General features: G+C 64.0%; 20 protein-coding genes. 7 read left to right on the top strand and 13 right to left on the bottom strand.

What is annotated here, in order from left to right; genetic code table 11:
* The first annotated feature begins 368 nt into the window (after positions 1-368).
* Together IEY26_RS12565 and IEY26_RS12560 are read left to right on the top strand one after the other, a co-directional pair.
* A complete protein-coding gene (locus IEY26_RS12565) occupies positions 369-1,319 on the top strand; it encodes a TIGR03560 family F420-dependent LLM class oxidoreductase (protein ID WP_188979444.1) in 951 nt (316 codons plus the stop codon).
* Between the two features lie 60 nt (positions 1,320-1,379).
* Positions 1,380-2,105 carry an SDR family NAD(P)-dependent oxidoreductase gene (locus tag IEY26_RS12560; RefSeq protein ID WP_188979442.1) on the top strand — a complete coding sequence of 242 codons (726 nt, stop codon included), beginning with the start codon at positions 1,380-1,382 and terminating at the stop codon, positions 2,103-2,105.
* A 22-nt stretch (positions 2,106-2,127) separates the two neighbouring features.
* Here IEY26_RS12560 and IEY26_RS12555 read toward each other — a convergent pair whose 3' ends face one another.
* The 8 genes from IEY26_RS12555 to IEY26_RS12520 all read right to left on the bottom strand — a co-directional run bounded on the left by IEY26_RS12555 (position 2,128) and on the right by IEY26_RS12520 (position 11,349).
* Positions 2,128-2,943: a polysaccharide deacetylase family protein gene (locus IEY26_RS12555; RefSeq protein WP_188979440.1), complete on the bottom strand. Its 816-nt coding sequence runs from the start codon at positions 2,941-2,943 to the stop codon at positions 2,128-2,130.
* A gap of 60 nt (positions 2,944-3,003) precedes the next feature.
* A complete protein-coding gene (locus IEY26_RS12550) occupies positions 3,004-3,705 on the bottom strand; it encodes a creatininase family protein (protein WP_188979855.1) in 702 nt (233 codons plus the stop codon).
* Between the two features lie 168 nt (positions 3,706-3,873).
* Complete coding sequence (locus tag IEY26_RS12545) at positions 3,874-5,289, bottom strand: amidohydrolase (protein WP_188979438.1); 1,416 nt, start codon at positions 5,287-5,289, stop codon at positions 3,874-3,876.
* Positions 5,290-5,346: 57 nt separating this feature from the next.
* Positions 5,347-6,654, bottom strand: coding sequence for an ABC transporter ATP-binding protein (locus IEY26_RS12540; protein ID WP_229774108.1), 1,308 nt, complete (start codon positions 6,652-6,654; stop codon positions 5,347-5,349).
* Positions 6,647-7,747 carry an ABC transporter ATP-binding protein gene (locus tag IEY26_RS12535; protein ID WP_188979428.1) on the bottom strand — a complete coding sequence of 367 codons (1,101 nt, stop codon included), beginning with the start codon at positions 7,745-7,747 and terminating at the stop codon, positions 6,647-6,649. Before IEY26_RS12535 ends, IEY26_RS12540 begins: the two co-directional genes overlap by 8 nt.
* 13 nt (positions 7,748-7,760) lie before the next feature.
* Positions 7,761-8,699, bottom strand: a complete 939-nt coding sequence (locus IEY26_RS12530) for an ABC transporter permease (protein WP_188979426.1) — start codon at positions 8,697-8,699, stop codon at positions 7,761-7,763.
* Complete coding sequence (locus tag IEY26_RS12525) at positions 8,696-9,697, bottom strand: ABC transporter permease (protein WP_188979424.1); 1,002 nt, start codon at positions 9,695-9,697, stop codon at positions 8,696-8,698. Before IEY26_RS12525 ends, IEY26_RS12530 begins: the two co-directional genes overlap by 4 nt.
* A gap of 20 nt (positions 9,698-9,717) precedes the next feature.
* Positions 9,718-11,349 (bottom strand): ABC transporter substrate-binding protein, encoded by a 1,632-nt coding sequence (locus IEY26_RS12520; RefSeq protein WP_188979423.1) that lies wholly within the window; start codon positions 11,347-11,349, stop codon positions 9,718-9,720.
* A gap of 292 nt (positions 11,350-11,641) precedes the next feature.
* On the opposite strand from IEY26_RS12520, the gene IEY26_RS12515 reads away from it, so the two are divergent.
* From IEY26_RS12515 to IEY26_RS12495, 5 genes are all read left to right on the top strand, one after another.
* Complete coding sequence (locus tag IEY26_RS12515) at positions 11,642-12,427, top strand: IclR family transcriptional regulator (protein WP_229774105.1); 786 nt, start codon at positions 11,642-11,644, stop codon at positions 12,425-12,427.
* Positions 12,428-12,809: 382 nt separating this feature from the next.
* A complete protein-coding gene (locus IEY26_RS12510) occupies positions 12,810-13,361 on the top strand; it encodes a ribbon-helix-helix protein, CopG family (protein WP_188979422.1) in 552 nt (183 codons plus the stop codon).
* 105 nt (positions 13,362-13,466) lie between these two features.
* Entirely contained in the window at positions 13,467-14,681 is a 1,215-nt protein-coding gene (locus IEY26_RS12505; RefSeq protein ID WP_394354832.1) for an Nramp family divalent metal transporter, read from the top strand.
* Complete coding sequence (locus IEY26_RS12500) at positions 14,682-16,721, top strand: hydantoinase/oxoprolinase family protein (RefSeq protein WP_188979421.1); 2,040 nt, start codon at positions 14,682-14,684, stop codon at positions 16,719-16,721.
* Positions 16,718-18,319, top strand: a complete 1,602-nt coding sequence (locus IEY26_RS12495) for a hydantoinase B/oxoprolinase family protein (RefSeq protein ID WP_188979420.1) — start codon at positions 16,718-16,720, stop codon at positions 18,317-18,319. Before IEY26_RS12500 ends, IEY26_RS12495 begins: the two co-directional genes overlap by 4 nt.
* A gap of 631 nt (positions 18,320-18,950) precedes the next feature.
* Here the strand turns inward: IEY26_RS12495 and IEY26_RS12490 are convergent.
* From IEY26_RS12490 to IEY26_RS12470, 5 genes are all read right to left on the bottom strand, one after another.
* Positions 18,951-20,141: an NAD(P)/FAD-dependent oxidoreductase gene (locus IEY26_RS12490; RefSeq protein WP_188979419.1), complete on the bottom strand. Its 1,191-nt coding sequence runs from the start codon at positions 20,139-20,141 to the stop codon at positions 18,951-18,953.
* Positions 20,141-21,529, bottom strand: a complete 1,389-nt coding sequence (locus tag IEY26_RS12485) for an aspartate aminotransferase family protein (protein ID WP_188979418.1) — start codon at positions 21,527-21,529, stop codon at positions 20,141-20,143. Before IEY26_RS12485 ends, IEY26_RS12490 begins: the two co-directional genes overlap by 1 nt.
* Positions 21,530-21,660: 131 nt before the next feature.
* Entirely contained in the window at positions 21,661-22,776 is a 1,116-nt protein-coding gene (locus IEY26_RS12480; protein WP_188979416.1) for an NAD(P)/FAD-dependent oxidoreductase, read from the bottom strand.
* A gap of 141 nt (positions 22,777-22,917) precedes the next feature.
* A complete protein-coding gene (locus IEY26_RS12475) occupies positions 22,918-23,781 on the bottom strand; it encodes a dimethylarginine dimethylaminohydrolase family protein (protein ID WP_188979414.1) in 864 nt (287 codons plus the stop codon).
* On the bottom strand, positions 23,774-24,256 hold the full coding sequence (locus IEY26_RS12470) for an Lrp/AsnC family transcriptional regulator (protein ID WP_229774104.1): 483 nt from the start codon (positions 24,254-24,256) through the stop codon (positions 23,774-23,776). The genes IEY26_RS12475 and IEY26_RS12470 overlap by 8 nt, the downstream gene beginning before the upstream one ends.
* Positions 24,257-24,383: the final 127 nt, after the last annotated feature.

The raw sequence follows: 24,383 nt of genomic DNA, 5'->3' as shown, positions 1-24,383 counted from the left end.
TCGCTGATCGCATCTGGGCCGTAGACGTCGAACCAGCGCCTTTGTCGTTCCCACGTGGTTTGTGCCGCATCACCGAGATATCGAGAGTCGAGAGAGCCGCAACTGGCGGACTATCCGTCTCACACCCAGAATCAGCAGAGGCGAATCCGCTCAGTGATCGCTCGCGGTCTCCCGTGCCGCGATACGTCCCCCAGTCAGAGTCGGAGTCGGAGTCGGGGCGGTCGCCCGTCGCAGTGCGGTAGAGCTCCAAATCGGGATTGACCGCTGGTGTCAATAGTTGAAACCGTCTGCCTCACTTTTCAGCCGTAACTGAACACCGTCTCGCTGCGCCCACAACGTTAAGCGCTCGTTCTGCGAGTGATCAAAGGATGGATTTCGCAGTAAACATTCCGACGAGCGGGGGGTCGTTCGAGTACAGTAACCTGGTCTACTGTGATGAGATTAGTTGGGAGAAGCAGCGAAGGTTTGCGCGGACAGTTGAGGACGTGGGTTTTGATGGGGTGAGCGTACCGGATCACGTTATGACGGGGACGGGACGCACGACCGAGTGCTTGACGACGCTCACCGGCCTCGCTAGTGAGACAGAGAGCGTCTATCTCTATCCGAAGACGATCAATAACGAGTTCCGAAACCCGGCGTTGCTCGCGAAGGCGGTTGCGACGCTCGATAACGTTAGCGATGGGCGGGTCAAGCTCGGGATGGGGGCAGGCTGGAAGGGCGACGAAGCGCTCGCGTACGGTTACAAGTGGCCGGACGCTCCGACGCGTCTTCGGAAGCTTGAGGAGGCTATCGAGGTCGTGACTCGCCTCTGGACGGAGGACGAAGTCACGTTCGACGGAGAACACTACACGCTCCAAGGAGCGGTCTGTGAGCCGTCGCCGACGCAGCGACCACGACCGCCGATTATGGTCGGCGGGGGTGGTGAGGAGTTCACCCTCCGTATCACTGCAAAGCACGCCGATACGTGGAACTACTGGGGGTCTCACGAGGTCATGGCACGGAAGCTCGACGTGCTCGCCGGTCACTGTGAAACGTATGGACGCGACTACGACGAGATCGATAAGTCGTGGTTCGCTCGCTGTATCATCCGGCGGACTGATGCGGAAGTCGCGGCTGTGCTCGACGACGCGCCACGTTTTCGCGCGGAGAACGTCGACGAGAACGACCATCATCTTGTCGGGACACCAAGCGAGATCATCGCCGATATCGAGCGGTATCGAGATCTCGGTATCGAGGAGGTCGTGGTGGAGTTCGTGGATTTCCCCCGGGACGAGGGTGCAGAGCTCTTCGCGGAGGAAGTCATCCCCGCGTTCGCCTGAGGAGTGGAACGGCTGCTGAACCGCGATACAGTTATGCCTCGTTTTACCAATGAACAAGGTATGCCGACGAGTGCTCTCGTAACCGGTGCCGCGTCAGGAATCGGGCGTGCGGTCGTTAAACGCTTCTTGAACGACGACGTCGTCGATGTAGTTGCTGCTCTCGATATCGATCCGGGAGTTCACGAGGGGTTCGGGGAGTCCGTCGCGACGTACGATGTGGACGTGAGCGACCACGGTGCAGTCAACGATGTCGTCGCGGACATCGAGCAGACTACGGACATCACTGCGGTCGTGAACAATGCCGCTGTTTCGCGGTATTTCTGGCTCGGTGATCTTGGTCCCGAAGAGTGGCGTGACGTCATTGACGTCAACCTCACCGGTCAGTACAACGTTGCACATGCAGTCGGCCCCAGGATGTATGAGCGGGGTAAGGGTGCCGTCGTCAACGTCTCTTCGACAGCGGGACAGCGCGGGAGCGCGAGTGCGGGTGTTCATTACTCCGCCTCGAAAGCCGGCGTCCTCGGTCTCACGAAAGGACTCGCCAAACAACTCGCGCCGAGCGTCCGTGTGAACAGTGTCGTTCCGGGCCTCATCGATACGCCACTCACGACCGATTCGGAGCTGTGGAGTGAGGAAGACCTCGACGCGTTCGTTGAGCGTCTCCCGGCGGGACGACTCGGGGATCCAGATGAGGTTGCACGCGTCATCCACTTTCTCTGTGGCGAGGGCAGCGCCTACATGACTGGGAGCGTCGTGAACGTCGACGGCGGCTCCGACCTCGTCTGAGCCGAGGAGCGCTTCTCGGGCGTTAGACGGACGCGGCGACGTCGTCGACGGTCGTGAACTCGACGTTAGGGTACGCGGCCATCGTCTCGACGAGCGCGTCGAGTCGTTCGATACGGTGGCCGTATCCCATAATCTGCGGATGCATCGTCAGCACGTAGACGCCGTCGTCGATGTTTCGGTACATCCACTCGAATTGTGATTCCCACATCTCGAAGACGGCGGTCTCGTTCGCATATCCGCGCTGGCGGTCGAACGCGAATGCGGGGAAGTCGTCACGTTGCCACGAGACGGGAACTTCAATAAGGTCTGTTTCGCGGCCGCGGTCGAAGGGCTCGTCAGCGGGTGCCTGCCAGTCAGTGCGGAGGGGATACGGACAGAACTCCGCTCCCATCTGACTAGAGTCCCAGTCGAAGTTGAGTTCCTGGAGCAGCGAGAGCGTGTCTGGGGAGAAGTCCCACGAAGGCGATCGATACCCGGACGGCCGCCGTCCAGTCAGCGCCTCGATAGCGTCGATGCCACGCGTAATATCGGCACGCTCGGTGGCCGTATCCGGATAGGTTCCGGGACGCGTGTGCGACCAGCCGTGATGCTGGATGTCGTGGCCGGCAGCCCAGACTGCTTCGACGGCTTCCGGGAAGCTTTCGACGGTATGTCCGGGAACGAACCACGTCGTCTCGACGCCGTAGTCGTCAAAGAGATCGAGAAGCCGTGGTGCACCGACGTCGACGCCGAACAGGCCACGAGAGAGGTTCGTCGGGCTATCCGCTTCCCCGAAGGAGTGAATCCACGAGGACACCCCATCGAAGTCGACGGTCAGGCAGACGCGTGCGCGACTCATCGCTCTCCACCCCTCGGGCGTTCCTTCCCGCGGTCGGTTCGTTGGACGCGAACCAGCACCTCACTCATCGTCACTGAGGTCTTTGAGGATTCTCTCGGTCGTCTCCTCGACGACATCGGCGACGAACGCGGGATCGGACGCTGTCGGATCGCCGAGCCCCCCCTCGTCGGTTAGATCGTCGAAGTAGCGGAAACGTTCCGAGTCGGACGTCCCGTGCATCGTCTGCGGCCGCTTCTTCTCCTGTCGCACTAACTCCGGTCGGTAGTGCTCGATGACGCTCGTCTCGTGTTCTCCGGCGTGCCCCCAGTTATCCCCGAAGCGTTCTTCAAGTTCCTCCCGCGCGAAGTCCGTCCAGTTGACATACCGGGTCGGAAGGTCGTGATCGCGTTGTAGACGGTCGATGGCGAGCTTGTGTGGTTCGATATTCCCCGCGTGGAAGTTCGTGATGAGGAATCGGTCGGCGCCGTGCTCTTTCACCGATCGGCCGATATCGACGACGATGTCCTGGTACGTGTCGGCGTCAATCGTGATCGTCCCCGAGAACGAGAGGTGGTGTTCGGAGTAGCCGTACGGGAGCGGGGGGAGGACGAGCAGTTCCAGGCCGTGTGCGTGCGCTCGTTCTGCGAGTTCGTCCGTGAGATGGGACGAGCGCAGGGTGTCCACGGACATCGGGAGGTGGAGTGAGTGTTGCTCCGTGCTCCCGCAGGGGAGGGCGACGTAATCCGCGGCTTTGAACGCGGTTTCGGCTTCCTCCCACGTCATTCGTTCGAGCCGGTACGTCTGGTCGTCACTCATGTGCGAGTACCTCCGTCGTGTCGTCGGTCTCGGGATACGTAAGCTGCATTGGGGATCGGGAGTCGTGTCTTCGTCCGGGTTTCGTCGGGCATCGTGAGTGAGCGCGAATCGGAAGCTGTGGGTACAGCCGCATGCTTAGTTCACGTCCACATCCGTCGGTGGCTCCGCGCTCTCCGGGAGCGGGCTCACGTACTGGTGTGGGCGACGTTCTTCGAGTTCCGCCGCTGCGGCTTCGAGGAGTGACGGGTCGTCGAAGAGGTCGTATGCGGTGCCACCGAGGACTTTCGCGGCGTAGATTGCGGATTTCGCGCCGAAATCGCCGTTTGCCGCGACGGCCTGCCAGGAGTGCGACGGCGTCCCGACGGGCCACGACGCCCCCCAGAACTGAGCGACGGGCGTAATCCAGCTCACGTCCGCGACATCTGTTGACCCGCTCATCACGGTCCCTTCATCGAACGACTCCATCGGCTCAGAGTAGAGCGCGCGACCGGCCGCCGCTTCGCGCCTCCCCTCCGGGAGGTCACTGAGACGACTCTCGACCGTCTCATCGGAGAGCGTCTGTTTCAGCCCGGCCGCGAACTCACGGTCGGCGTCCGAGTAATCGATCGAGCCGAGTTCGCGCATGTTCGCCAGAAGCACGTCCGAGAGCGTGTCACTGGCCATGTAGTCGTAGCAGCCTGTGAGGAACCTCCGCTCGAACGACGTCTGCGTCATCAGCGTCGCGCCCTCGGCGACGTCGTCAAGCCAGGCGGTGATGCGCTCAACTTCCTTTCGGCTCGGCGCGCGGACGAAGTACCAGACGGACGCTTCCGCCGGGACGACGTTCGGTGCACCTCCACCGTCCGTGATCGTATAGTGGATTCGAGCGGCATCTGAGACGTGTTCGCGCATGAACTCTGCGCCCATGTTCATCAGCTCGATGGCGTCGAGCGAGCTTCGCCCCGATTCGGGAGAGTCAGCGGCGTGAGCGGACTGGCCGTCGAACTGGTACTCGATGGAGTTCATGGCGAGCGAGCGGCCTTTCCAGGGCGCGGAAACGTGACTTGGATGCCACGTGAGGGCGGCGTCCAGATCGTCGAAGACGCCCGCTCGCGCCATGTATACTTTCCCGACGAGCGTCTCCTCGGCCGGACACCCGTAGTATCTGATCGTTCCGTCTAGCTCATCTGCTTCGATCGCGTCCTTGACCGCGATGGCGGCACCGAGGCTCCCGACGCCGAAGAGGTTGTGCCCGCACCCGTGTCCGGGGCCGCCCTCCTCAACTGGTTCACGCGTCGTCGAGACCGTCTGTGAGAGGCCAGGGAGTGCGTCGTACTCTCCGAGTATCCCGATCGTCGGGTCACCCTCGCCGTAGCTCGCGACGAATGCGGTCTCCATCCCACCGACGCCGCGCTCAACTGAGAATCCGTCTGCAGCGAGCCGATCGGCGAGTAGCTCTGCGGATTCCGTCTCCTCGAGACCGAGCTCCGGATTCTCCCAGATGCTTCGCGTCAGCGCGACGAGCTCTGTTCGGCGTGCTTCGATTCGTTCGTGGATGATGTCTTTCGTCATCAGTTTCGTGTCCTGTGTTGTCGTAACCGATACTGACCGCCGTACGGGCGATGTGGCCTACATTGTTCCACCCGTTCCACGGGTTCCATCGCCGCCGTCGACGTGATGGCGGTGGCAGGCGACGCGTCGGTCGGTCGGAATGCGTTCGAGCGATGGGTTAGACTGCGCACAGATACTCTTCTGTGAGAATTCACGCTCTAGCAGGCTACTCGACTGGTCCCAGCGGCCGGTAACAGCGTGGTTAATCGCCTGATCTATGACTTCCTCGCAGTGCGCGTCTGAGAGCGGTCCGTCGAAGAAACGCGCCCGAAGCGTGCCTGCGTCGACGTCGTCAGGGTCGAATGAGCGGCGGGAAACTGCGCGTAACAACGACCGGACGCTCTCCCATTCGGTCTCGGAGAGGTCGTGCTCGGCCGGTGCGATAAGCGCGGGGCAGCGCGTCCGGAACCGACACCCTGACGGCGGGTTGATGGGGCTGGGAACGTCGCCTTCGAGAACGCTTCGCTCACCCCGGTTTCGCGGGTCTGGAACCGGAATCGAGGAGAGGAGTGCACGTGTGTATGGATGCTTCGGATCCTCGAAGAGTGCCTCGACGGGCGCAACCTCCACGAGTTCGCCGAGGTACATCACCGCCACGCGATCACTGATGTGGCGAATAACGGAGAGGTCGTGGCTGATAAACAGGTACGTCAACCCGAACTCCGCTTGGAGGCTGTCCAAGGTGTTCAGTATCTGTGCCTGAACAGAGACGTCGAGCGCGCTCGTCGGCTCGTCCAGCACGACGAACTCCGGATCTACGGAGAGCGCACGCGCGAGATTAATCCGCTGGCGCTGACCGCCCGAGAACTCGTGCGGATACCGGTCGTAATACTGGGATTCGAGTCCCACAGACTCCAAGAGCTCCTTCGCGCGCTCCTCTCGACCCGCTGCATCCAGCATCCCGTGTGCCTGCATCGGTTCCTCGATAATCGCTCCGGCCTTCATCCGGGGGTCGAGACTCGACTGAGGGTCTTGGAATATTATCTGGATGTCCTTCCGCCGCTGACGGAGGGCCTCACTGCTCAGCTCCGCGAGGTTCTCCTCCTCGAAATAGATGTCTCCCGCCGTCGGCTCAAGCAGTTGAAGCAGAACCCGCGCGAGCGTGGACTTCCCGCAACCGGACTCGCCGACGAGGCCGAGCGTCTCTCCACGTTCGATTTCGAAAGAGACGTCGTCGACCGCTCGAACGACCTCCGGGTCGTACCTGAACGGGAACTGTAGGCCGTTCAGTGAGAACTCGTAGCCGCCGAAGATGCCGCTCGAAACATCGAAATGCTTCGTCAGCCCCGCGACCTGAATCAGCGGATCCGCTGCCGGACTATTCACGGGCCGATCCCTCCGTACTCGCCGCACCACGAGTGAACACCGGGCTCGCCTCGTAGCCCGCGTCGAACACGTCGTGCTTCAGGCAGGCGGCGCACTGCCCGTCGTCCGAGACCTCTTTCAGGTCCGGATGAACCCGTGTACAGACTTCTCGTGCGTCCGAACACCGGTCGTGGAATCGGCATCCAGCGGGTGGGTTAATCGGCTCGGGCATCGTCCCTTCGAGCGGCTGGAGGTCACTCATCGCCACGTCGGGGCGCGGTATCGAGTTCAAGAGCGCCTTCGTGTAGGGGTGTTGCGGGTCGTAGAAGAGGTCGTCGACGGCCGCGCGCTCGACGACCTCTCCGAGGTACATGACGTTGACGCGGTCGCAGATTTCCGCGACGATCCCCATGTCGTGAGTCACCCAGAGGAAGCTCGTGTCGTACTTCTCTTGCAGGTCGTAGACGAGATCGAGGATCTGGCCTTCGACCGTCACGTCGAGCGCGGTCGTTGGTTCGTCGGCAACGATGAGCTTCGGCTGGCAACCCAACGCCATCGCGATGAGGACGCGCTGACGCATCCCGCCGCTGAACTCGTGGGGGTAGTCATCGAATCGCTCCTTCGGCTGCGGGATTCCGACCTCGCGGAGAGTATCGATCGCGTACTCACGGGCTTCCGTTTCGGAGAACCCGCGGTTAATCTGGATGACCTCGCAGAGCTGCTCGCCGATGGTGAACACGGGGTTCAGGCTCTCCATCGGATCCTGGAAGATGAGTGCGATCTCGTTGCCACGGATCTGCGAGCGCATCTCGGATTCCGTGAGCATCTCGTCGCACTGGACGGGCTCGCTGTCTGCGTCCGGCTCGTCCTCGAACCCGATGATGGTTTGGCCGTCGAAGGTGACCTCACCACCGACTATCCGACCGGGTGCATTGATGAGTCGGAGGAGACTCCGAATCGCGACGCTCTTCCCGGCTCCCGACTCGCCGACGAGACCGACAATCTCGCCGTGCTCGACGGTGAACGACACACCGTCGACTGCGCGCACGGTACCTGCGTCCGTCTCGAACTGTGTCTGTAAATTCTCTACCGTCAATAGTGGAGTGTCAGTCATGTGTATTCGTGTCTTAGTCGTTCAATCGCGGATCGAACGCGTCACGGAGCCCGTCACCGATGAGGTTGAATCCGACGACGGTCACGAGAATCGCGAGACCGGGCCAGATGCTGAACCACGGGTCGGGAAGCATGTACGTTCGCGACTGGGCGAGCATCGCCCCCCAGGACGGCGTCGGCGGCTGCGCGCCGAACCCAAGGAACGAGAGCGCCGCGACGATGAGAATGTTCACACCGATCTGGAGCGTCGCCTGCACCAGCACCGGAGTGAGGCTGTTCGGGATGACGTGTCGCCAGATGATGTTCCGATCCCGGATGCCTGCGGCCTTCGCGGCCTCGATGTACTCTTTCTCGCGCACGCTGAGTACCTCCGAGCGGATGAGCCGTGCAAACACCGGCGTTGTGATGACGCTCACACCGACAATAGCGATCCAGAGATCGCGCCCGAATGCGGCCATAATCGCGATCATCAGCACGATGAACGGGATCGCGTAGAACGTCTCGACGAGCCGCTGGAGGACGTCGTCGATCCAGCCGCCGTAGTACCCAGATACCGCACCGATAAGCGTGCCGGCGACGGCTCCAATACCGGTCGCGATGATTCCGACCTGAATCGCAACCCGGGTGCCGTAGACGAGGCGGACGAGGATGTCGCGACCGCGATGGTCAGTTCCGAGTGGGTGCGCCCACGTGCCTGTTCCGAACTGGTTCGTGATACCGACCGGCGGGAGGAGTGCACGAGAGCCTGTCGGAGCCGTGATCGGGCTGTACCAGTACGTCTTGGCGACGTAGTAGTTGAGGAGGACTCCGTCGATGAACGCCCAGACGGATACGGCGATAACGATACAGATGATGTACAGTCCCCACCGGGACGTCGAGCTCCGCTTGAGTTGTGCTGTCGCCTCACTCCATTTGGAGGGCGGCACGTGCGTCGAGTCGTCCGTATCGCTCACTGCCCCTCACCTCCGTAGGAGATACGGGGGTCGAGATACGCGTAGAGGATGTCCGTAATCAGGACGCCGACCACGAACATCGTCGCGTAGAAGAGCGTCGACCCGAGGATGAGCGGGTAGTCGCGTGCGTTCACGCCCGTAATGATGAGTGTCCCCATCCCGTTGATGCTGAAGACTGTCTCCGTGAGGACGGAACCGCCGAGAGCGGTCGTCAGCTGTAGCCCGATCACCGTCAGCACCGGAAGCTGGGCGTTCTGGAACGCGTGTCGCCAGAGCATCTTCCACTCGGAGACGCCGAACGCGCGAGCGAGTGTCATGTACTCCTGGTTGAGCTCCTCGAGCATCGAGGATCGCTCGATTCGCATTATGGCGGCCATCTGGAGCGTCCCGAGTGTCAGCGTCGGCATGATGAGATGCAACGCACACTGATACAGGACGTCGAGTTGAGACGCCGCATGATCGACCTCGGCTGGTGATGCCCACGGCATCACGAGCCCGGTCGCCGGAAGGAGACCGAGGTGGTAGGTGAAGAGGATGATGAGCAGGAGTCCGATCCAGAAACTCGGCGTGCTGACCCCGATGAGACCGAAGACGCGAAACACGTGATCGGAGAAGTGATTGCGGCGTTTCGCGGAGAGAACACCGATCGGAACGGCAGTCACGATCGCGAACGTGAAACTGGACGCAACGACTAAGAGTGTCGCAGGGAGTCGCTCGAGGATTTTCTGTGTGACCGGAACCCGGTAGTTGATACTCTGACCGAGGTCCCCTTGGACGACGCTGATGAGGTATTTCACGTAGCGAATGTGCAAGGGCTGGTTGAGCCCGAACTTCGCTCTGATCGCGGCGACCGTCGAGGCATCAGCGCTCGGTCCGATGAAGATTCGGACGGGGTCGCCCGGGGCAGCGTTGACAAGGAGGAACGTGAGAGTGACGACGCCGAGCAGCGTGAAGACGGACTGCCCGAGACGTCGCGTGATATACCTGGCTAAGCTCATAGTTGGCGGGTATCGTCGTCCTAATTCGACGTCGAGACGTTGCTGTAGTCAGTAACCAGACGCGGGTTAATCGGTGAGACGGGATGGATAGAGAAATCCGACACGCTCGAACGGACACCGTAGGCGTTCTTGTAGTTGAACGAGGGGAGGTGAACTTTGTCTTCGAGGATCGTCGTGATCGCGTTCGTGTAGAGTTCCTTGCGTTCTGCGCGGTCGACGGAGCGACGCGCTTGCTCGATCTGGTTCATGACTTCCTCGTTCTCGTAGTAGACCCCTTGGTTGACGCCGGCCGCGTCAGTGTGGAAGAGGTTGTACATGAAATCGTCCGGGTCCGGGTAGCGGACCCAGCCGAGGATGTACATGTTGTAGTCGTCTGCGTTCCCGGTGTACGCCTGGCTGAGTAACGTCCCCCAGTCGAGACGTTGGACGTTCGCATTGTAACCCGCCTCCTTGATGCCGTTCGCGATGGAGACCCCGATGTTCTCGCGGTTGTCGTCGGGGGGAACGATGATCTTGCAATTCCAATCGGAGGGGACGCCGGCCTCCGAGAAGAGCCGTTCCGCCTCCGCGATATCTTTGTCATTGGGAATATCGGTCCACTGGTCGACGGGGAAATCCCAATCCTCGTTAATCGGGCCAGGCATCGGGCTGTACTGGCGGAGCCCGGTCGGTTCGATGAAGCGCTGAACCGCATCGTCCATCGAGAAGCTGTAGTCGATGGCTTCGCGGACTTTGAGGTCGGTCGTCGGCCCCTCGTTCATGTTGAACGCGGCGTAGAAGTAACCGATGCTCTCGACGGAAGCGATACTCGCGTTCTCCATCCCCTCGACGGTTGTCCACAGTTTTGGGGGAATCGTCTCGATGATGTCCTGACTCCCCGTGTTGAGTTCGGTTACGCGCGTCGTCGATTCGGTGATCGGAACGAAGCGAACCTCCGAGAGGTTCGGATTTGGATCACCCCAGTAGTCATCCCAGCGTTCGAGTTGGACGTAGGAACTCTCCTCCCAATCGACGAACCGGAACGGTCCGGAGCCGATCGGTTGTTCGGTGTTGAACGCCTGAGGGTCTTCTTCGCGCACCTCCTTCGGAACGATCTGGTGGGTGAGGAGGTCGTCAAACATCGCGAACGGATACTCGAGGTCGAACTGGACAGTGTGTTCGTCAACCGCGGTGGCGCTATCGATGACCGAGAAGATGCCGGCGAGTGGTGTCTCCTCCTCGATAGGTGCGAGGAAAGAATACGTGACGTCTTCGGCAGTCAGTGGGTCTCCATTGTGGAAGGAGACGTCTTCCCGGAGCGGAATGACATAGCGCGTGTTATCCCGCGTAATCTCAGGAGCCGATTTCGCGATGTCGGTCGTCGTGTCAGTTCCCTCCGTGTAGGTGTAGAGATTGCTGAAAATCCGATTTCCGACTAGTGCATCGGGATTCGAGAACTGAAGTATCGGGTCAAACCGTGTCGGCTGGAGGGACTGCCCGACGTTCAGCGTTGCTGTTGTCGAAGTGGTAGTCTCTGTCGTTCCGTCGCCGGTGCTCGTCCCATCGCCCGTCGTCGTTTCGCCGCCATTACTGGAACAACCGGCGAGCCCGATAGGAACTGCCGCGCCGGTCGCCGCGAGGACTTCGCGACGTGTAATTGCTTGGTCGTCCATTGTGTCGTGGTACCACCCACCACCTCTAATAACAAGTATGTTACCATTAATATCACCCGTGTTATGCGACTATATCGGTTTGATTTCTCCCCAGACAACACCCAATAATTCACATTCTGGGAATTATACTAAATCGCCACATTACGTGGGAAGTATCTATTGACTCAACTGCGATTAGATCTACTCGAAGTCGAGGTATGTTCACGAAGATACTGCTCTCGTACCGGTTTAGAATTGAGTGGCGAGTACTGTCCTAGATTTATTAATCCCAGTATGCGGTACTCTTATTCTGGTGGTCATCGAGAGTGAAGACGGGATGCCGGGAGAGAATTCAGAGACGCTGACCACGATTGAGAACGCATTCGAGATATTAGAATGGGTTCTCTCTAATAGCGGCGCCACTCCTGCACAAATCGCAAATCAGCTGGATGTCAGCACGAGCACCGCACATCGATATCTGAACACCCTCTCCGAAGAAGGATATCTCGTTCGAGAGGACCGGACCTACTACCTCGCACTGAAATTCCTCGCACTCGGTGAGCAAGCCCGCACGCGAAAGGAGACGTACGTGAGTGCGGAAGAATACACACACATGCTCGCGGAGGAGAGCGGGTGTCGCTCCACCTTCATCGTTGAGGAAGGCGGTCGAGGGATCTACCTCTACACCGCTCCCGGAAAACATAGCGTCTGGACACGCTCAACCATCGGTAAGCGAATCCCGCTGCACGCCACCGCGGGGGGGAAAGCGCTCCTCGCCTTCCTCCCACAGGAAAAAGTCGACCGGATCATCAAGACTGGCCTCGAACGCCAGACAGCTGAGACGATAACGTCGCCGCAGCGACTCCGTGAAACCATCGAGACCATCAGAGAACGCGGCTATGCGTTCAACCGAGAGGAACAGATTGACGGCGTTAACGCCGTCGGGGCACCGGTTATGAGCGACGGCGGTGACGTTATCGGCGCATTCAGTGTCTCGGGCCCGTCGAATCGACTACGCGGTGACCGCTTCACCGATGAGCTCCCTCAGATACTCCTCGGAATCACGAACGAATACGAACTCCGCGTGTCCCTCTCGTGAGCGATCGACGTCCTCTTCCGGCTAACGCGCGGGACGTCCTCACGTTGGGGGTCGGTTACCGACCCACGGAGCCCCCGGGTCGACGGAGTCACGGGGTGTGTTTCGTCGATGCTCGAGGAGGTGTTTGGCGGGGAAGGGTGTCCCGTCGGTGGCGGGGTGTCGGTGAGGCGAGCGGCGGATTCGACAGTGTCGACGGCGGCGGTCGAACTCTCGACGCCGACCGCGTCCGCGTGAATCGTTGCTGCTTCGCCGTCCGTGGTTCGGACTCCGATGAGGGGGCGGGGGACTCCTGTGGGGGGGAGCTCGCCGGTGTCACAGCCAACGACGCAGGCCCTGCACAGGAACCGTGAGGTATAGGCACACCGGCGTGCTTCGGAGAGGCATGCCACAGGAGCGGGTGACGGTCTCACTCGACGCCGATGCGAAGGCGGCGCTTACCGACCTCGTCGAACGGACTGACGCCGCCCAGAGCGAGGTCGTCAGACGGGCGCTGTCGTTCTATGCGACGAACTTCGAGGCGGCGACGGCGGCCGAGACCGAGAGCGACGAGAACCTCTCGGAGTATCATCGGATGCTGGCGGGCGGCGAGCACGTCCTCCTCGACGTGGACTTCCTCCACGCCTTCCTCGACACTGTCGACGTCGACGACCCCGAGGAGGCGTTCATCGAGACGGTTGATCGCGTTTCGGAGTACCACGCACACGAGTACGCTGAGCGCTTCGACGACGTCGGTGAACTCCTCGATTGGCTCGCGCTCTGTGGGTTCCTCACCGTCCGACGCGCAGAGGGAGATACGTACCACATCGTCTTCCCGTCGGAGGAGATGCGCTGGTTCATGATGCGTTTCATCCGCAAGAGCACGACCGAGGTCTCCTTCGGCGTCGAGGTCGAGGAAGGCGTTTCGAAGGTGCTCGTCAGGGAGCGTCGGCCGTAGGCACGAGCAGTGGCCACAGAGCGTGTGAAGTCGTATGAACGATTCATATCCGAATCTTAACAATCCTTTTCAATCTCTCTCTCACGAGTAGTGGTAGATTCCCTCATGGGCACGGCTGTCATTGAACGGTTGAAGAGCATCGGTCCCGGCGCGATGGTGGCCGCGGCGTTCATCGGCCCCGGGACTGTGACGACGGCGAGCGTCACCGGGGCGTCGTTCGGCTACGCGTTAGCGTGGACGATTGCGTTCTCCATCGTCGCGACGATCGTCCTTCAGGAGATGAGCGCTCGACTCGGTCTCGTCACCGGCAAGGGACTCGGTGAGGGCCTGCGAGACCGGTTCGATAGCGACGTCGCGCAGTGGGTGAGTATCGCGCTCGTCATCTCGGCGATCGGTGTCGGAACGGCCGCCTACGAGGCGGGGAATATCCTCGGCGGCGCGGCCGGCCTCGAAGTCATCACCGGCGTTAGCTCCAACGTCTGGGGGCCGGTGATGGGCGTCATCGCCGGCGCGCTGCTCTGGACGGGGAAGTACGAGTATATCGAGAAGACGCTCGTCGGTCTCGTCATCGTGATGGCGGTCTCGTTCGTCCTCGACGCCATCCTCATCGGCCCGGACTGGGGCGCGCTCGCGACAGGGTTCGTGCCCGGCATCCCCCGGGGGTCGCTCTACCTCGTGACCGGGCTCGTCGGCACGACCGTCGTCGGGTATAATCTCTTCCTGCACGCGTCCAGCGTGAGCGACCGCTGGAGCGGCCCTGCGGGTTTGGCGGAGTGTCGCACCGACACCGTCCTCTCGATCGCTATCGGCGGCCTCATCACGATCGCCGTTCTCGTGACCGCGGCAGCGGCGTTCCCGAACGGGACGAGTATCGAGAACGTCGGGCGCATGGCCGAGCAGCTCGAGCCGCTCGCGGGGACCTACGCGAAGTGGCTGTTCAGCGTCGGTATCTTCGCCGCCGGCTTCACCTCTGCGACGACCGCGCCGCTGGCCGGGGCCTACGCGACTGCGGGCGCTCTCGGCTGGGACGACGACCTCACCTCGACGCGCTTCCGCGCCGTCTGGGGGACCATTCTCCTCGTGGGTATCGTCTTCTCCGGCCTCGGCTACAGTCCCGTCCGGGTCATCGTCTTCGCGCAGGTGGCGAACGGCGTCCTCCTGCCGATCGTCGCCATCTTCCTCATCTACGTGATGAACGACGACGACACCCTGGGCGACCACACGAACGGGACGTGGTCGAACGTTCTCGGAGCCATCGTCACGCTGGTCGTCGTCTGGCTCGGCATTCGAACGCTCCTCTCCATCGCCGGGGTGGTGTAGATGACGGGTGACAGCTCCATCCGAATCGGCGCTGACGTCGGCGGCACGTTCACCGACGTGGTGCTCTCGACCGGCGACGACCTCGTCACCGCCAAAGTTCCGAGCACCGCCGATCAGAGCGTCGGCGTGCTCGACGGCATCCACGAGGCCTGTGCGACCGCGGGCATCGCTCCGAGCGACGTCGACGAGTTCACGCACGCGATGACCGTCTCGGTCAACGCGCTGCTCGAAGAGACCGGCGCGAAGACGGCGCTCGTCACGACCGAGGGGTTCCGTGACGTCCTCGAAATCGGCCGGCAGGACCGTCCGGACCTCTACGACCTCTCCGCGCAGCGACCCGACCCGCTCGTGCCGCGTCGCCGCCGCTTCGAGCTCCCGGAGCGCGCGTCGCCCGACGGTGTCGAAGCCGCGGTCGGCGAGGACGCGGTCCGCGACGTCGCCGCGCGGATTCGTGAGAGCGACGCCGAGAGCGTCGCCGTCTGCTTGCTCCACGCCTACGCCGACCCGGCGAACGAGCGGCGCGTCGCCGAGATTCTGGACGCGGAGCTCGACGTTCCGATATCGGTCTCCCACGAGGTGCTCGCGGAGTTCCGCGAGTACGAACGCACGTCGACGACGGTCGTCGACGCCTACGTCACGCCGAAAATCGACAGCTACCTCGGCCGTCTCACGAGCGAAGCCGTCGAGTCGGGGCTCCCCGAACCGCTCGTGATGCAGTCCAACGGTGGTATCGCCGACGCCGATACCGTCCGCGAGCACGCGGTCACGACCTCGATGTCCGGGCCGGCCGCTGGCGTCGTCGGCGCGAGCACCGCGGCGGGCGCAACCGCCGACGAGCGCGGCCTGCGCGGCCTCGTCACCTTCGACATGGGCGGGACGTCGAGCGACGTGAGCCTCGTCCGTGACGGCGAGGCGGAGCGCACGACCGACGCGGAAATCAACGGCCGGCCCGTCCGCACGCCGATGGTCGACGTGACGACGGTCGGTGCCGGCGGCGGCTCTATCGCGTGGGTCGACGACGGCGGCGCGCTCCGTGTCGGCCCGCGGTCCGCCGGTGCGGAGCCCGGTCCCGCCTGCTACGGGAAGGGCGGGACCGAGCCGACCGTCACGGACGCGAACCTCGTCCTCGGCTACATCGGCGAGAGCACGGAACTCGGCGGTGAGCTCTCACTCGACGTCGAGGCAGCCCACGACGCCCTCGAAGGCCTCGCCGACGAGGCGGGGCTGGAGAGCGCCGTCGAGGCGGCTCGCGGCGTCTACCGCGTCGCGAACGCGAACATGGCTCGGGCCATCCGCTCGGCGACGGTCGAGCGAGGCCACGACCCCCGGCAGTTCGGTCTCGTCGCGTTCGGCGGTGCCGGCCCGATGCACGCGGCCGCGCTCGCCGCGGACCTCAACGTCGGCACGGTCGTCGTCCCACCGGCCTGCGGCGTCCTCTCCGCCTACGGTCTGCTCGCCGCCGACGAGAAGCACGACGCCGTCCGAACCTACCGGACGGCGCTCGACGACGTCGACCCCGAGCACGTCGACGCCCTGTACGACGAGTTGGAGGCGGACGCGCTCGCGGACGTGCGGAACCCCGAGACAGCCGTCGTCGAACGTCACGCCGACCTGCGCTACGCCGGACAGAGCTTCGAGCTGACAATCCCGACCGGGTCGCCCTTCGACCCCGGTGTGGTCGCCGAGCGCTTCCACGACACCCACGAGTCGACCTACGGCTACCGAATGGAAGAGCCAGTCGACCTCGTGAACCTCCGCGTGACCGCGACGGCCGAGCGCGGCGAACCCGCAGCCACGCACGAAGCGAGCGGCGAGGCACAGACCGGCCTCCGTGAGGCACGCTTCGGCACCGACGGTCACGTGTACGAAACACCGGTCTACGAGCGGGCAGGGCTCCCGCCCAGCCGGACCGTGGGCGGGCCCGCGGTTATCGAACAGGCAGAGAGCACGGTCGTCGTCCCGCCCGCGTGGGACGCCGGAGTACGCGAGGACGGCGCGCTCGTCCTCACGAGCGACCACAGCGCGGAGGGAGAACGATGAGTGACGTCGATCCGATCACGCTCGAAATCCTGCGGAACCAACTCGAAGGAGTGGCCGAGGAGATGGGTCAGGTGCTCATCCGCGGCGCGTACTCCCCGAACATCAAGGAGCGACAGGACTGCTCGACCGCCCTCTTCGACGCCGAGGGCCGGACGGTCGCGCAGGCCGAACACATCCCGGTCCACCTCGGCGCGATGCCCGAGGCCGTCGAGGCGGTGATGGCGAAGGACCCCGAGCCGGGTGAGGTCTGGGCGCTCAACGACCCCTTCGAGGGCGGCACCCACCTCCCGGACGTGACGCTCGTCTCGCCGCTCGCACCGGTCGGCGACGAGGGAATCGTCGGGTACGCCGTCTCGCGCGCGCACCACGCGGACGTCGGTGGGTCCACGCCCGGCAGCATGCCGGCGGGAGCTCGCGAAATCTACGAGGAAGGCGTCCGCCTCCCCGGCGTTCGGCTCGTCCGCGACGGCGACATCGTCGAGGACGTCATGAACCTCTTCCTCGCGAACGTCCGCACCCCCGGCGAGCGACGCGCCGACATTCGCGCGCAGCTCGCCGCCCACGACCGCGCCGAGGAGCGACTCGGCGACCTGTTCGAGGAGCACGGCAACACGGTCCGCGACGCCTTCGACGCCGTCATCGACTACTCACGCAGCCGCATGGAGAGCGAACTCGCCGAAATCCCCGACGGGACGTACGAGGCTCACGACGTGCTAGAGGGCGACGGCGTGACCGACGACGACGTCCCCATCGAAGTGTCAGTCACCGTCGACGGCGCGACGCTGGACGTGGATTTCACGGGCACCGCCGACCAGGTCGCCGGAAACCTCAACGCCCCGCTCGCCGTCGCGAAGAGCGCGGTCTACTTCGTCGTTCGCTGCCTGACTGACTCGGAGATCCCGCCGAACCAGGGCTGCTACGACCCGGTTTCGGTGACGACGCCAGAAGGCTCTCTCCTGAACCCCGCGTCGCCGGCGGCCGTCGTCGGCGGGAACGTCGAGACGAGTCAGCGCGTCACCGACGTCGTATTCGCGGCGCTCGCACAGGCCGTCCCGGAACGCGCGCCCGCTCACGGGCAGGGGACGATGAACAACCTCATCATCGGCTCTCGAGAGGGTGACTTCGCCTACTACGAGACCATCGGCGGTGGGGCCGGCGCGACCAGTGACGTCGACGGGATGGACGGCGTCCAGGTCGGGATGACGAACACGCTGAACACGCCCGCCGAAGTGCTGGAGGCCGAGTACCCGCTCCGCGTCGAGCGCTACGCCTTCCGACCGGGAACCGGCGGTGACGGCGAGCACCGGGGCGGACTCGGCCTCGAACGCTCGCTAACCGTCGAGCGTGACGCTACCGTCTCACTGCTCACCGAGCGGCGACGCACCCAGCCGAAAGGCGTCTCGGGCGGTGCGGACGGCGCGACCGGCGAGAACCTCGTCGACGGCGAGGCCGTGCCGGCGAAGACGACGGTCGACGTCGACGCGGGCTCGACCGTCACCGTCCGAACGCCCGGCGGTGGCGGCCACGGGAGTCCCGAGAGCCGCGACCCCGACGCTCGTGAGCGGGACCGCCGCGACGGGAAGACCGAGTCGCGTTGAGCTGTTCGAGACAGTCCCGCTGAAGGCCTCGGGGAACGCCGGGGTCGAGCGCTGGGTGGTTTCGATGCGCGAATGTCGAACGGGTCGTCGACGTCGGGGACCGGGGCCACCCGGACGGAGTCGGGGATGGCGTGAGCGACGCCCCGGTCGCCGGCTTCCGGCCGCGTCTCGCGTCGTCCTTGATGGCGGAAGCGGGCGACGAGAATCCGCGTCAGCGCTCCCGACCCTTCCGACCCGCCGTCCACGAAGTCAACGGCGCGGCGGGGCCGTCGAGCGCACTGGTCGCGGTGGGGCTTTCGAGACGGGACGCAACGGTTGCGTGTCCGTGGAGCGATACCGACACGGCGTCGGCGATGGGCACACGCGGGTTCGCTGGATCGGCGAGCACGTCCGTGTGTACGACCGCAGGCGGCGGTCGCGAGGAGTTCGCGTGTGCACACCGCCCGCCGCGACGAAATGTGCGTAGAGAGCGGCGCGGGGCAGCGCATCACCGCATGGGGGGAGCGGACACTGACTGGCACTCCCGTACTCGCCGACCAAGAGCGGTGCACGGAGTGCGATGCCGTGGTCGTCGAATCAAACCGAGTCGTCGGTCCGGGTGTGCGAGAGCGAGAGCTCTCAAGCGGTACGATCAGTCGTAGTCGTCGTCGCCCGCGCTGATGGAGGTGAATTCGAAGTCGGGCGAGGTGTCCTCGAAGCGGTCGAGACGGAACGGGTCCCGGGTGAACGGGGGAGTCGTGTCACGGACGAGGGCGTTGACGATGGCGGCCGCGATGGGGGCGGTCATGACGCCGCGGCCGTGAAACCCCGCGGCGACCACGAGACCGTCGGGAGCCGCATCGGGCGCGTCGATGATGGGGAGCGTGTCCGGAGTAGCGCCGTCGACGCCGGCCCACCCGTTCACGAACCGCGCGCGGTCCCCGCCTTCGACGAACCGCGGGAGGAGTTCGGCGACGTGCTGTCTGAACGCCTCATCGGCCTGCCCGCTCGCGCGCTCCGGGTCGTCTTCGGCGAAGGAGAAACCGCCGACGAGGACGTCCCCGTTTAGCTCCGGACGGAAGTAGACGTGCTCGCCGGGCAGCCACCCCATCGGGAAGTCCTCGCCGACGGGGTCGTCGGGTTCGAGGACGATGCACTGGGTCCGGTATGGCTGCACGGGGATCTCCAGATGCTCCGCGAGGAAGGACGTCGTCCGCCAACCGGCGGCCGCGACGACGTGGTCAGCGTCGATGCGTCCGCCTTCGGTCTCCACGCCGGTCACGGTGCCGTTCTCGACGACGAGACCTGTGACGGCGCGTTCAGTGCAGATGGTCGCGCCGCGGTCTTCGGCGTCGTCGGCGAGCGTGGTCGCGAACGTGTACGGGTCGAGGAAGCCCGTGTCGCGGAACTCGATGCCGCCGTCGAACCGGTCGAAGTCGATGCGGGGGTATCGCTCTCTCCCCGTCGGTGGGTCGATGTACTCGACGTTCGCGCCCGTGTCGCGGAGGCCCGCGGCGTACTCTCTCGCCTCCCCGCCTCTCCCCTGCGGGACGAGTTCGACGCCGTTGCGCTCCTCGTAGTGGAAGTCGCCCGTGCCGGAGTAGTCGCGGAAGAACGACGTGCCGTACTCCGCGATTCCTTCCCGCTCACCGATGTAGGTCGTCGCGAGCGTCACCTCGCCGGCCGCGAGGGCGGACGCTTCGCCCGCGACCGCTCCCTTCTCCACGACGACGACGTCGTAGTCGGGGGCGAGGTCGCGCGCCGCGGCGACGCCGACGACGCCGCCACCGACGATGACGGCGTCCGCGGCGTCGGGGAGCGGCTCGTCAGCGCGCCCCACCATCAGTAGTCGTGGTTGACGGCGCGGAAGGCGTCCTCCGCGACCTCGATGGCGTGGTCGACCTGCTCGTCCGTGTGCGTGTAGGTGGTGAAGAACCGCTCGCCCTGCATCGGGTTCCCGAAGAGGACGTTGTCGGCGGCGGCCTCCAGCCACCAGTCGGCGAACTGCTCTTCGTTCGCCTGCCAGGTGTCGCGGTAGCGGTGGATGTCGGCGTCGGTCATGTAGACCTGGCCCATCGAGCCGATGTGCTGGACGTTCACGTCGATGCCGACGTCGTCCGCGGCGTCCTGCAGACCGTTGAAGAGTCGGTCGCCGAGGCGGTCGATGTGGTCGTAGACGTCGCCGCTGTCGAGGACTTCGAGGGTGGCGAGCCCCGCGGCCGCCGCGAGCGGGTGGCCGTTGTAGGTGCCGCCGTGGAACGCCGAGGAGTTCCACTTCTCCCCCTCGCCTTTTCCGGGGGGAACGATCTCCTCCATGATCTCTCTCCGCCCGCCGAAGCCGGCCACTTGGTAGCCACCACCGGCGGCTTTCGCGAACGTCGTCATGTCGGGCGTGACGCCGAGGCGGCCCTGTGCGGACTGCGGGCCGAGTCGGAAGCCCGTCATAACCTCGTCCCAGATGAGGACGATTCCCAACTCTTCGGTGAGGTCGCGGAGGAACTCGTGGTAGCCGTCGCGCGGTTTCAGGCAGCCGCACGAGAACATGATGGGCTCGATGATGACGGCCGCCATGTCGTCGGCGTGCTTTCGGAGGATCTTCTCCGTGTTCTCCTTGTCGTTGAAGGGGATGGGGGCGACGGTCTCCGAGACCTGTTCGGGGATGCCGGTCCCGTAGGGGACGGCGTTCGGCTCTTCGGCGGGGCCGAGCGCTTCTTCGGACGCCCAGACGGACTGGAGCGCGTAGTCGTGTGCGCCCGCGTAGCCGCCTTCGGGTTTCGCGATCATCGACTTCCCCGTGTAGGAGCGCGCGACTCGGATGGCGTGCATCGTCGCCTCCGTCCCCGAGTTCGCCATGCGGACGCGCTCGATGGACGGCGTCATCTCCTTCACCTTCTCCATGAACTGGACGGCCGTCCGCGTCGGCGTCGCCGTGATGTCGCAGGTCTCCGCCATCTCCTGTACCGCCGACGTCACCTCCGGGTGATTGTGGCCGAGGATGATGGGGCCGAGGGCGAGGAGGAAATCCAGGTATTCGTTCCCGTCGATGTCCGTGATGTAGGATCCATCGGCGGACTCCGTATAGAACGGGTACGGGTCGAAGGCGCGGACGTTCGACTCGACGCCGAGCGGTGTGACGCTCGCGGCTCGGTCGTGGAACTTACGGCTCTTTGGGGTCTGCTCTCGGAAGCGAGCTGCGTGATCGTGCTCTTGGGTGTTGTCACCGTGACTCATCACTTCCACTATCGACCGAAAGTGCCAATAAACTTTCGCCAATTATAGCATCCTACCAAAATAGATTCTGCGATTTGGGCAGAATACCGTAAGTACGCTCTGGTCGGGTCGGAGCCGAGCGGCCAGTACCGTCAGAGGTCGCTCGTCGTCGTCAGTTCGAAATCCCCGCCGCCCTCGAAGCGGTCGAGCGCGAAGACCGACCGGTCGAACGGCGCCTCCTCCTCCTCAGCGACGAGTTCGGTGACGGCAGCGTGTGCGGCGGGCGAAATCATGATCCCGAGGCCGTTGAACCCGGCGGCGACAACGACCCCGTCGACGCGGTCGACGACGGGGCGGGCGTCCGGCGTGGCGGAGTCGACGCCAGCCCAGCCGTTCACGAGGCCGGCGTGGTCGAACCCCCGGAGGATTTCTGGCACGGTGAGTGCGATCTCGCGCTCGAAGGACTCGTCAGCCTGTGTCGAAGCCCCGGTCGGGTCAGCCATCCGCTGGTGGCTCCCCCCGATAAGGAGGTCGCCGTTGTGCTCCGGACGGAAGTAGAGCCCGCGGTCGCCAAGCCGGCCGAGCGGGAAGTCGTCTCCGAGGGGTTCCTCGGGTTCGAGAACGACACACTGCGTGCGGTAGGCGGCGAGCGGGAGGTCGGCGTCGACGAGATCGCGTGTTCGCCAGCCGGCCGCGACAACGACGTCCGCACACTCCACGATTCCGTCGGTTGTCTCGACCCGGCCGGGTTCGACGCCCGTGACCTCGACGCCGACCGCGAACGTTGCGCCACGCGCTTCGGCGTCCCGCTTCAGCGCGACCGTATACGAGTAGGGGTCCACCCAGCCCGTATCACCGTAGTGGACGCCAGCGGCGTAGTTGTCGACGACGAACCGGGGGACGCGTCGCTCGATTTCCTCGGCGTCCAAGAATTCCACGGGGAAACCGAGATCTGCGAGGCGCTCCGCGTCCGCGCTGGCGTCTGAAACGCCGTCCTCGGTGACGAGGTCGTAGCGGTCCCGCTCGGTGAACTCGAAGTGCCGGGTGCCGTCGAACTCGCGGAAGAAGGCGTTCGCGTGCCGTGCGACGTCGGGTGCGTCCTTGTAGAAGAGCGTCGGAGCGACGAGACCCGCGGCCCGGCCGGTCGCTTCCGCGGCGACACCGCTGCGGTCGACGACGAGCACGTCCCTGTCGGTCGCGAGCTGTCGCGCCACCCCACAGCCGGTGACACCTGCCCCGACGACCACGACGTCAGCGGACTCCTGCATACCCGCTCTCTCACCCCGACTACAGATAAATATTTACCCCCTCTCCCGGTTTTCGTCGTAAATAATTCGGCGGAATCAGGGTGGGAGAGAGACTTGTTCTGCGTGGCGATGCGTGTCCCGTACACTAACCAGTTTTCTGGCCTACGAACGTGCCAGGGGAAGGACGAGCCCCTTCAGTCCGCCGCCTGTCTTCCGGATCTCTCGGGCATCCAGTTCGATCACATCGAGGCCTTCGGCTTCGAGCGCGGCCTGCGTCTCGGGGTTCCCCGCAGAGAGAATCACGACGTCTTCGTCAACGACGATGGTGGACGTCGCCATGTTCCGCTGTTCGCGCGTCGGCACGTCGATCGTCTCGATGCCGCGGTCGTGGAGGAGGTCACGGAACTCCGAGGGGACAGCCGGCGAGTAGACGAGCGCGAGGTCGTCGGCGACCATCGAGAAGACGAGTGCGAGGTGCGTTTGGCCCGTGCTTTCCGTGCTTCCGAAGATCGGGACTTCGACGATGTCGATACCGTAGGTGTCGAGGACCCCGCGAACCTGCCGGATGCCTTCCGCATTCGTCGTCTTCGACCGGCCGACCGCCAAGGTGTCCTCGTCCAGCCAGACACCGTTTCCGACCTCAAACCCACCGTCGCCGTGGACGCTGTGGTAGACTGGGATGTCGAGGTCAACGAGTCGCTTCGTCATCCGGAGCTCTTCTCCGTGCCGGATCGGTTCGTGCATCCGCCCGACAACGGCACCGCCTTCGATGCAGAACGCGACGTCCCGCACGAACAGTGACTCCGCGAGGTCGCCACCGGTTTCTCCAAGCTCGACAACGTCGACGTCGTGAGACTCGAGGGTATCGACGAGTTCGGCGTGCTCCTTCGCGGCGCGCTTCCGCCGCGGGAGCCCGTCCCACCCGCAAGCGTCCGGGTCGACGACGCTCGTGAACTCGTCACCGGGTTCGTGGACGATGACGCGGTCGAGCGACCCGACTTCCGAGCGGACCGAAGGGTCAGTCATCGCCGTTCAAGTCGAGGCGGCTCTCCTCCTTGACGGTTCGGAGTGCGACGTTCGTCGACGTCTTCTGCACGCCGTCGTACTCACCGAGCGTCGAGAGGAAGTCGGAGAGGCCTTCGCGTCCACGGACGCGGACTTTCACGAGGAGGTCGGCGGCACCGGTGAGCTCGTGGACCTCCTGGACGGAGCGGTGTTCCGCGATGCGTTCGCCGACTTCGGCGAACCGACCGGGATTGGCTTCCACGTTGACGAACGCGACTTCGTCGATGCCGAGGAGCTCGGGGTCGAGAACGGCACGGTATTCGCGGATGAACCCGTGCTCTTCGAGGGTACGAACGCGCTCGTGGATTGTCGCGCTACCCATGTCGAGGCGGCGCGCGATCTCGGAGAGGGCGGTCCGACCGTCCGACTGGAGTATCTTCAGGATACTCCGGTCGACATCGTCAATGTCCGCTGCTGGATGGGTGGGCTCTGACACGCACGTACGTTATACGCCCTCCGTCAAAAACAACCCGGATGAGGAGGTATTTTTGGGTTTAACTCGTAATAGGTGTCGAATCATCGGTGATCCCACCGAATGGGGAAAACTATTACTCCCCACGGGG

Source organism: Halocalculus aciditolerans, assembly GCF_014647475.1.
GTDB classification, from domain to species: Archaea; Halobacteriota; Halobacteria; order Halobacteriales; family Halobacteriaceae; genus Halocalculus; species Halocalculus aciditolerans.
The sequence above is the reverse complement of the archived record's forward strand: the minus strand, read 5'-3'. Positions and strand labels throughout refer to the sequence as shown.

Coding starts and splice junctions, on each gene's coding strand:
- IEY26_RS12555 (WP_188979440.1), bottom strand. CDS start 2,943: ATGAGTCGCGCACGCGTCTGCCTGACCGTCGACTTCGATGGGGTGTCC.
- IEY26_RS12480 (WP_188979416.1), bottom strand. CDS start 22,776: ATGCAGGAGTCCGCTGACGTCGTGGTCGTCGGGGCAGGTGTCACCGGC.
- IEY26_RS12485 (WP_188979418.1), bottom strand. CDS start 21,529: ATGAGTCACGGTGACAACACCCAAGAGCACGATCACGCAGCTCGCTTC.
- IEY26_RS12520 (WP_188979423.1), bottom strand. CDS start 11,349: ATGGACGACCAAGCAATTACACGTCGCGAAGTCCTCGCGGCGACCGGC.
- IEY26_RS12525 (WP_188979424.1), bottom strand. CDS start 9,697: ATGAGCTTAGCCAGGTATATCACGCGACGTCTCGGGCAGTCCGTCTTC.
- IEY26_RS12560 (WP_188979442.1), top strand. CDS start 1,380: ATGCCGACGAGTGCTCTCGTAACCGGTGCCGCGTCAGGAATCGGGCGT.
- IEY26_RS12490 (WP_188979419.1), bottom strand. CDS start 20,141: ATGGTGGGGCGCGCTGACGAGCCGCTCCCCGACGCCGCGGACGCCGTC.
- IEY26_RS12475 (WP_188979414.1), bottom strand. CDS start 23,781: ATGACTGACCCTTCGGTCCGCTCGGAAGTCGGGTCGCTCGACCGCGTC.
- IEY26_RS12545 (WP_188979438.1), bottom strand. CDS start 5,289: ATGACGAAAGACATCATCCACGAACGAATCGAAGCACGCCGAACAGAG.
- IEY26_RS12495 (WP_188979420.1), top strand. CDS start 16,718: ATGAGTGACGTCGATCCGATCACGCTCGAAATCCTGCGGAACCAACTC.
- IEY26_RS12550 (WP_188979855.1), bottom strand. CDS start 3,705: ATGACGTGGGAGGAAGCCGAAACCGCGTTCAAAGCCGCGGATTACGTC.
- IEY26_RS12535 (WP_188979428.1), bottom strand. CDS start 7,747: ATGACTGACACTCCACTATTGACGGTAGAGAATTTACAGACACAGTTC.
- IEY26_RS12505 (WP_394354832.1), top strand. CDS start 13,467: ATGGGCACGGCTGTCATTGAACGGTTGAAGAGCATCGGTCCCGGCGCG.
- IEY26_RS12510 (WP_188979422.1), top strand. CDS start 12,810: ATGCCACAGGAGCGGGTGACGGTCTCACTCGACGCCGATGCGAAGGCG.
- IEY26_RS12500 (WP_188979421.1), top strand. CDS start 14,682: ATGACGGGTGACAGCTCCATCCGAATCGGCGCTGACGTCGGCGGCACG.
- IEY26_RS12565 (WP_188979444.1), top strand. CDS start 369: ATGGATTTCGCAGTAAACATTCCGACGAGCGGGGGGTCGTTCGAGTAC.